Here is a 7,179-nt window from a genome sequence, read left to right as displayed (position 1 = left end):
TCGCGCGCCGTGAGCGCGGCGCCGGCCGCCCCACCAAGCGGGAGCGCCGGGAGATGGACCGCCTCCGCGGCCAGTGACCGGCCGCGGGCACCGGGCGACGGGCGGTCCGCGTCCGTCAGGGACGGGCCTCGACCAGGGCGACGCTGGCCGCGAGGTTGTCACGGAGACGGGTCAGCCGGGCGATCTCCTCATCGAGCGCGGCGATCCGCCGCTGGACGACCCCCGAGGCCCCCGTGCACGCGGCCGGGTGCCCGTACGGCGGCAGGGTGTCGCCCTCGAAGAGGTCCAGGCGGTCCGCGCAACTGCGAACGTCGGAGACCGTCAGGCCGAGCGAGAGCAGCCGGCGGATGATCCGGACGCGGGCCACGTCGCGCGGTCCGTACTCCCGCTGTCCGGTCGCGGTGCGCCGCGGCGGCGGAAGCAGCCCGTTCTGTTCGTAGAACCGCAGAGCCCGGGGCGTGGTCCCCGTCGCTGCCGCCGCGTCGCCGATCCGCATCAGTCCTCCAGTGTCACCACGACGGTGCCCAGGTGCCGGCCGTTCATCATGTCGTGCAACGCCTGGGGCGCGTTCTCGATGCCCGGAACGCGCACGTACGGGAAGACGATCTCACCGGAGCGCAGCCAGCCGGCGTACCGGTCCAGCCACTCGGCGTCCGTGCCCGAACGGCCGAAATTGCTGTAGCCGATGATCGTGATCTGCTTGACGACGAGCTGGAAGGAGTCGAGCTCGAGCGAGGCCGTCGTGCCGCCGCCTCGCTCGGACATCTGCCCCGACAAGGCTCCGACCACCACGAACCTGGCCTCCTCTCGGGCCACCGCCAGGGCCGCGTGCAGGTCCTCGCCGCCGACGTTGTCGAACAGGACGTCAATGCCGTCCGGCGCGGCCGCCGCGAGCTGTTCGTCCAGCGGTCCCGCGCCCCGGACCACGGCGGCGTCGTAGCCGAGCTCGGCCACCATCCGCTCCGCCTTGGCCGGTGAGCCCGTGCTGCCGACGACCCGGCCGGCGCCGACCAGCCGGGCGATCTGACCGGCCATCGACCCCACCGACCCGGCACCGCCGGAGACGAACACGACGTCGCCGGGCCGCACCTGTGCGCGGGTGAGCGCCTCGTAGGCGGTACGGGCCTGGGCGAGGTGCGCGACCGGGTCCGGCAGGGCGTCGCCGAGGGGCTCGCACCCTCCCGCGTCCAGGACGGCGTACTCGCGCCATCCCTGCCAGTGCGCGACCAGCTCGCCGGCGCGCGGGCCGCCGTCCGGGGCCGTGACGACCTCGCCGATCGCCGGGCCGAACAGCGGGTCGCCGGGACGCAGCCCGGCGAACGGCGCCCCCTCGACGCTTCCGCCGATCAGCGTGCGCAGCGCGGCGAACACGTGGAAGAAGCGGTTCTTGACCAGCACCTCGCCGGGGCCGGGCTCGGGCACCGGCGCCTCGGCGACGGTGAAGTCCTCCGGCCGCGGGATCCCGGACGGCGTCGCGGCGAGACGCACCTCGCGTGACGTACGGGGGTGTTCGGACATCGTTCACTCCTCAGGAGAACGCGTGGAAGAAACGCGACGCTAACCCCTGACCCGTACGTCAACGGCAAGCCGGCCGTCTCACCATGTGGACGGCGGGCCCGCCGCCTCTCATGCGCCCCGGAGCGGGACCACGGCCTCACTGGTGTAGGTGAGGAAGGTGAACGACTCCTGGAAGTACAGCTCGACGCTCGTCGCGTCGTGCGACAGGTAGCCGATGGAGACGTCCTGGCCGAGGTGGAGCTCGAAGTCGCCGCCGCGCGTGGACAGCAGGAACGCGCCGTCGATGGCCGGTGCCCAGACGATCTCGCCGTCCAGCAGGCGGGCGATGTGCTCGTGGATCGGGTAGCCGTGGTCGGAGGTCTCGCTCACCGCGGTGTAGGCGTCGGCGCTGAGCGCAAGGGTGTACGGGCCGTCGACGCCCGCCAGGCGGAGGGTGCTCACGGCCTGGCTGACGGCGTCCGGATAGCGGCGGACGTCGTCCGGCAGGGTGATCGCCGGGTTGGACGAACCGGCGCGGAGGCCGGTGATGCCGGCCGAGGCGTATCCCTCGAAGACCGCGCGGTCCTCGGCGAAGGCGATCTGGCGGGCGGCGTCCTTCACCGGCTGCCAGTCGGCGTCCTTGGCTCCGCGCTCGACGTCGTCGGCCTGCCCGCGGTCGATGGTGAACGGCACCCGCAACTCGACGAGGGGCTGCACCCGGCGCGTACGGGCGATGACGCCGTCGGCGGGCGCGGCGACGTCGTCCAGATGCCCGGTCGGCACCGAGGACAGCTCGACGCCTCCGGGCTCGGGCACGTCGACGATCCGGCGGGCCGCCACGAGGCGCTCGAACGTCCGCCGGGCCTCTTCTTCGAGATCGGCCCAGGCGGCGGCGGAGATCGGGGCGAGTTCGCGGTGCAGGTTGTTCATCACTCGGCACTTCCTTTCAGGCCGCCGATACCGAGCGAGCCGTCGGCCGGGGCCTCGATGGTCGTCGCGGGCGGCCCCTCCGCCGCGGCGGCCGGTTCCCCGGGCGGGCCGGGCGGGTCGTCGAGCAGGTCGGCGCTCGGGACGAAGAACAGGGTGCCCGTCTGGGCGGTGGAGACGTCGAGGATCCGGTCGTGTGCCGCCTCGTCGTCGCCGAGGAACATGCGCTCCAGCATCCGCTCGGTCACGTCCGGCGTCCGGGCGTAGCCGATGAAGTAGGTGCCGAACTCGCCGCGCGCGACGGACCCGAAGGGCATGTTGTCGCGCAGGATCTGGCGTTCGGTGCCGTCGGGGTCGACGATGGTGGTGAGCGCGACGTGGGAGTCGGGCGGCTTGACGTCGTCGGCCATCTCGATGTCACCGAGCTTCGTACGGCCGATGGTCCGCTCCTGCGCCTCGACGGTCATGCTGTTCCAGGCGTCGAGGTCGTGCAGGTACTTCTGCACGATGACGTAGCTGCCGCCGGCGAAGTCCGGGTCCTCGTCACCGACGATCACCGCCTCCTCCGCCGCGGAGCCCTCGGGATTCTCGGTTCCGTCGACAAAGCCGAGCAGGTCACGGACGTCCAGGTACTTGAAGCCGTACACCTCGTCGCGCACGGTCACCGCGCCGCTCAGCCGGTTCATGATCTGCGACTCCAGCGCGAAGCACAGGTCGTGCCGCTGGGCCCGGATGTGGAACAGCAGGTCGCCCGGGGTGGAGGGGGCACGGTGCACCGGACCCGCCACCTCCTTGAGGGGGTGCAGCTCGGCGGGGCGCGGCCCGGCGAACAGCCGGTCCCAGGCCTCCGAGCCGATGCCCGCGACGCAGCTCAGCCGGCCTTCCGGCGCCGGGAAGCCGATGGCGCGCCGTAGCCCGGCCAGGTCGGGCAACAGGTCGCGTACGACGGACTCGCCCCCCGGGTCGATCGTCACGACCAGGAATATCGCCGTCCTGGTCAGCGGGCTGAGCACCGCCTGCGGCTCGGCGTGCGGGTCCGGCTCACCCATCAGTGTCTCTTTCCCATCGTCTGTGCCCGTGCGCGGCTCAGCGGTCATCCTCGTCGGCGACGACGTGTACGGCCGCCTCCTCGCTCGACGCGGCCCCCTCATCGATACCCACATCGCGGGCCCAGTAGCCGGGCGCGCTCTCGTCGCCGTCGGCCTCGGCCGCCACGAGCCGCCCGGCACGCGCGTCGCCGACCTCGTCGTCGATCGGCTCGCCGTCGGTGTCATCGGTGTCCCCGATGCCGTCGCCCGCGACCTCGTAGTCCAGGTCGCGCTCCTCACGCGCCAACCGGTGGTCGAGGTCCTCTCGGGTGGCCATCTCGCGTTCGGTGACGCCCCATGCGTCACTGCCCCGCGGACGCGCGACGGGCGAGTATCCCGCGCCGAGGTCGTCGCCGAGCTCGTCGTCGTCGAGGCTCTCCTCCGGCGGGAGCAGGGCGGAGTCGTCGACGCCGTCCCCGGCCCCGGCGCCGGTCTGGTCGGATGTCACGTCGGGCTCCTCGTGTGGCGCCGCGCGGCGTCTGCCGCGCCGGTTCGTCGGTCCCGCCGGAGGTCGCACGCGCCCGGCAGGGTCCGATTCCGCCACGATACCGAGCCGCGCGGGCGCCGCGACGAACCGCACCCCTGTCGCGCGCGGACGGCGCTACGCCTCGGCGGTCCTCAGCGCGGCCTCCAGCGTACGGATCGTGTTGGCCCACTCGACGTCGTCGTGCCGGTCCGCCATGTCGCGCAGGCCCCCGGCGACGTTGCGGTAGAAGTCCGCGAACGCGGTGACGCCGTCGAAGGCGCGGGTGGCCCCGGTCTCATAGCCCGGCTTTCCATCGGCGCCCTTGTAGAACTTCGTCCCGAGATCGTCGCCGCCCCAGAAGCTCCCGATGGCCTCCAACCGGCTCCGTGCCGCGGCGAGCATCGTGGCGATGTCATCGGCCTCGTCGTCCAGCGCGCCCGCGACGGAGCGGATGTAACCGGGGTGGACCTCCGTGGGCGGCAGGGCGAGCCGCATGCCGACCCGGAGCTCTCCCGGGTCGTCGCCGATGAGGTCGCGGTTGGCCTCGTAGATGTCGCGCCACTTGGAGGGATCCTCGTACAGGTCCTCGGCGATGCCCGTCAGCGTGCTGTGGGGCGTGTCCCACGGGGTGACGGTGACGTGGGTCGGCGGTGCCGGGGGCAGCGTGGGCGGTGTCACGGCGGGTCCTCCTCGGGGATCGGGCGGGTCAGCCGGCCGGCTTGTGCGCCATGGTCGTGTAGAGCAGCACCCGCAGCGTCGTGTCCTTGACGGTCGGCACGAGGTCGTCGCCGCGCTTGCCGTTGAGCAGCCCGTAGGTGGGCCCGTAGCCGACGGAACCGCCCGCCAGACGGGACACGAAGTACTGCACCTCCTTGTTGCTGGTGATCATGCTCACCGGCTTGATCGCGACGTCGAACACGCCGTAGAAGGCGACGGAGGCGAGGAACTCCTTCATGACCTCGTCGAGGTTGTCGCCCCACGAGCCGACGTCATCGCCCCGCAGTGCCTTGACGCCGTCCATCACCGCCACGTCGCCGACGGCGAAGAACCCGCTGCCGATGGAGTACTCCATCAGCTTGGCGAGCAGCGTACGGGCGATCGCGCTCTCCAGCAGCTTGGCCAGGATCCCGGCCTCCGCTCGCCGCATGAGGAACTGGGTGATCTCGTAAGCGGCGCCGGCCTGCCAGGGGAACGTGGTGATGAACAGCGCGCTCGCGAAGTTGGCCCACGCCATGGTGACGAAGGTGTGCTGGGCCTTCTCGATGAGCGACGCGTACTCGTCGCTGGCCTCGCTCATGCGCCGGCACAGGTCGGCGAGCCGCGTCGCCTCGCCCTTGGCCGGAGGGTCGGGCGCGGCGTACTTGTGCCAGAACCCGGCGAAGGCGGTCACGCCCTCACCGGCGTTGTTCGTCGCGATCGCGTGTGCGGCGTCGTCGCCGTTCCGCCCCCAGCCCACGACGTCGTCGGCGAGATCGGCCCACACCCGGCCCGCCTGACGCGCCCGGCCGGGGTCCCCCTCGGGGTACGGGGTGGCCAGCATGGAGAAGACGAGGAGCGCGATGTTGCCACCGACGAAGAGGTTCCCGCGCACCCCGCTCAGAGCCGCCATGGGCCCTCCTGGTCACCGAACGGCGGGTCGGCGGTGAACTCGGGGAACGCCTCGCGCATCTTGGCCGCCGTCTCGTGCTGTAGCAGGTCGAGGGCGTCGTTCGTCATCCCGACGAGCCGCTCGGCGAGTTCCTCGACGTCGAGGCGCTTCACTCGTGGGTCGAGGGTGAGCGCGTGCAGGCGGCCCTGGCCGCCGACCGTCAGCTCGATCAGTCCGTCGTTGCTCTTGGCCTCGATCGCGACGGCCGAGAGCTCCTCTCGCACCTTGCGGGACCGTTCTTCTAGCGCGTGTAGTTCCGTCTGCAGCTTTTCTCTGTCGGCATCCACAGGCCCCCCGAAATGTCGATTAAACCTATCGACATAGTAGGGCCAAACCTTTCCGCCGTGATCACCTGATGTTCAACTGTGACGCAGGGCGCGCAGCGACTCGCGCAGAGAACCGAGAGTAGCGAAAACCGCGGTCGGCTCATACCCACAGTGAGCCATGCAGTTGGCGCACCGTGGGTCGTTGCCCCGGCCGTAGCGGCTCCAGTCGGTGTCCTCGACCAGCTCCCGGTACGTTTGCGCGTACCCGTCCGCCATCAGGTAGCAGGGGCGCTGCCACCCGTACAGCGAGTACGACGGGATCGCCCACGCCGTGCAGGGGAAGTCGGCCTTGCCCTCGAGGAAGTCCAGGAACAGAGGTGTGTGGTTGAAACGCCACCGGCGGCGGTTCCCCTGGGCGAACACCTCACGGAACAGCCGGCGCGTCTGCTGGACGCCGAGGAAGTGCTCCTGGTCCGGCGCCTTCTCGTACGCGTAGCCCGGAGAGATCATGATCTCGTCCACCCGCAGGTCGTCGTTGAGGTAGTCGAGGACCTCGATCACCGACTGCGGGCTGTCGGTGTTGAAGAAGGTCGTGTTCGTGGTGACCCGGAAGCCGCGGCGCCGGCACTCGCGGACCGCCTCGACCGCGTCGTCGAAGACGCCCTCCTTGCACACGGACGCGTCGTGGCGCTCGCGCAGCCCGTCGATGTGCACCGTCCAGGCGAAGTAGGGCGACGGCTCGAACTCATCGATCTTCTTCGGGATGAGCAGCGCGTTCGTGCAGAGGAAGACGTACTTCCTGCGGGCGACGAGCTCGCGGACCAGCTCACCGATCTGCGGGTGCATGAGCGGCTCGCCACCGGCGATGGAGACCATCGGTGCGCCGCACTCCTCGATCGCGGCCACGGCCTGCTCGACCGGCATGCGCTGCCGCAGCACGTCGGCGGGATGCTGGATCTTGCCGCAGCCCGCGCACTTGAGGTTGCAGGCGAACAGCGGCTCCAGCTCCACGAGCAGCGGGTACTTGGCCCGTCGCCGGAGCTTCTGGCCGAAGATGTACCCGGCGACGCGAATCGCCTGGCGCAGCGGCATGGCCATCAGGGGCCGCCCTTCTCCGGGGAGGCGGCCGAGGTGAGATGCGCGGCCCCCGCCCAGTTCACCAGCGCCGGCCCGATGCGGCGCAACGTACGGCGGGCGGCCAGGCCGCCGGTGACGGCGGCCGGGCTCAGCAGCGGACGGCCCGGCGTGTCCACGATCGCGCGCACGACCGTCACCGGACGGCCCTCC

Annotated in this window: 10 protein-coding genes; all 10 read right to left on the bottom strand. The window is 71.4% G+C overall.

Annotated elements, in window-relative coordinates; translation table 11 throughout:
- Positions 1-115: 115 nt before the first annotated feature.
- Positions 116-496: a MerR family transcriptional regulator gene (locus tag ACFFNX_RS36880; protein ID WP_378210667.1), complete on the bottom strand. Its 381-nt coding sequence runs from the start codon at positions 494-496 to the stop codon at positions 116-118.
- Entirely contained in the window at positions 496-1,518 is a 1,023-nt protein-coding gene (locus ACFFNX_RS36875) for an MDR family NADP-dependent oxidoreductase (RefSeq protein ID WP_378210666.1), read from the bottom strand. Before ACFFNX_RS36875 ends, ACFFNX_RS36880 begins: the two co-directional genes overlap by 1 nt.
- A gap of 108 nt (positions 1,519-1,626) precedes the next feature.
- The gene (locus ACFFNX_RS36870; protein WP_378210665.1) at positions 1,627-2,427 is read right to left on the bottom strand and encodes a family 1 encapsulin nanocompartment shell protein; all 801 of its coding nucleotides are present in this window, start codon (positions 2,425-2,427) and stop codon (positions 1,627-1,629) included.
- Positions 2,427-3,473 carry a Dyp-type peroxidase gene (locus tag ACFFNX_RS36865; protein WP_378210664.1) on the bottom strand — a complete coding sequence of 349 codons (1,047 nt, stop codon included), beginning with the start codon at positions 3,471-3,473 and terminating at the stop codon, positions 2,427-2,429. Before ACFFNX_RS36865 ends, ACFFNX_RS36870 begins: the two co-directional genes overlap by 1 nt.
- Positions 3,474-3,510: 37 nt before the next feature.
- Positions 3,511-3,960 carry a DUF5709 domain-containing protein gene (locus ACFFNX_RS36860; RefSeq protein ID WP_378210663.1) on the bottom strand — a complete coding sequence of 150 codons (450 nt, stop codon included), beginning with the start codon at positions 3,958-3,960 and terminating at the stop codon, positions 3,511-3,513.
- Between the two features lie 153 nt (positions 3,961-4,113).
- Positions 4,114-4,656 (bottom strand): hypothetical protein, encoded by a 543-nt coding sequence (locus ACFFNX_RS36855; protein ID WP_378210662.1) that lies wholly within the window; start codon positions 4,654-4,656, stop codon positions 4,114-4,116.
- Between the two features lie 28 nt (positions 4,657-4,684).
- Positions 4,685-5,587 (bottom strand): WXG100-like domain-containing protein, encoded by a 903-nt coding sequence (locus tag ACFFNX_RS36850; protein ID WP_378210661.1) that lies wholly within the window; start codon positions 5,585-5,587, stop codon positions 4,685-4,687.
- Positions 5,575-5,913: a YbaB/EbfC family nucleoid-associated protein gene (locus ACFFNX_RS36845; RefSeq protein WP_378210660.1), complete on the bottom strand. Its 339-nt coding sequence runs from the start codon at positions 5,911-5,913 to the stop codon at positions 5,575-5,577. The genes ACFFNX_RS36850 and ACFFNX_RS36845 overlap by 13 nt, the downstream gene beginning before the upstream one ends.
- Before the next feature lie 72 nt (positions 5,914-5,985).
- Positions 5,986-6,984 carry an adenosyl-hopene transferase HpnH gene (hpnH, locus tag ACFFNX_RS36840; RefSeq protein ID WP_378210659.1) on the bottom strand — a complete coding sequence of 333 codons (999 nt, stop codon included), beginning with the start codon at positions 6,982-6,984 and terminating at the stop codon, positions 5,986-5,988.
- A gap of 5 nt (positions 6,985-6,989) precedes the next feature.
- Positions 6,990-7,179: hypothetical protein (locus ACFFNX_RS36835; RefSeq protein WP_378210658.1), on the bottom strand; the 190-nt coding region annotated here is incomplete at its 5' end.

Source organism: Actinoallomurus acaciae, from assembly GCF_042429965.1.
Lineage (GTDB): Bacteria > Actinomycetota > Actinomycetes > Streptosporangiales > Streptosporangiaceae > Actinoallomurus > Actinoallomurus acaciae.
Note: the sequence above shows the minus strand (reverse complement) of the source record. Positions and strands in the feature narration are given on the sequence as shown.

Excerpts from the sequence above, each read along its gene's own strand:
- ACFFNX_RS36865 (WP_378210664.1), bottom strand. The coding sequence starts at position 3,473 with ATGGGTGAGCCGGACCCGCACGCCGAGCCGCAGGCGGTGCTCAGCCCG.
- ACFFNX_RS36875 (WP_378210666.1), bottom strand. The coding sequence starts at position 1,518 with ATGTCCGAACACCCCCGTACGTCACGCGAGGTGCGTCTCGCCGCGACG.
- ACFFNX_RS36850 (WP_378210661.1), bottom strand. The coding sequence starts at position 5,587 with ATGGCGGCTCTGAGCGGGGTGCGCGGGAACCTCTTCGTCGGTGGCAAC.
- ACFFNX_RS36870 (WP_378210665.1), bottom strand. The coding sequence starts at position 2,427 with ATGAACAACCTGCACCGCGAACTCGCCCCGATCTCCGCCGCCGCCTGG.
- hpnH (WP_378210659.1), bottom strand. The coding sequence starts at position 6,984 with ATGCCGCTGCGCCAGGCGATTCGCGTCGCCGGGTACATCTTCGGCCAG.
- ACFFNX_RS36880 (WP_378210667.1), bottom strand. The coding sequence starts at position 496 with ATGCGGATCGGCGACGCGGCGGCAGCGACGGGGACCACGCCCCGGGCT.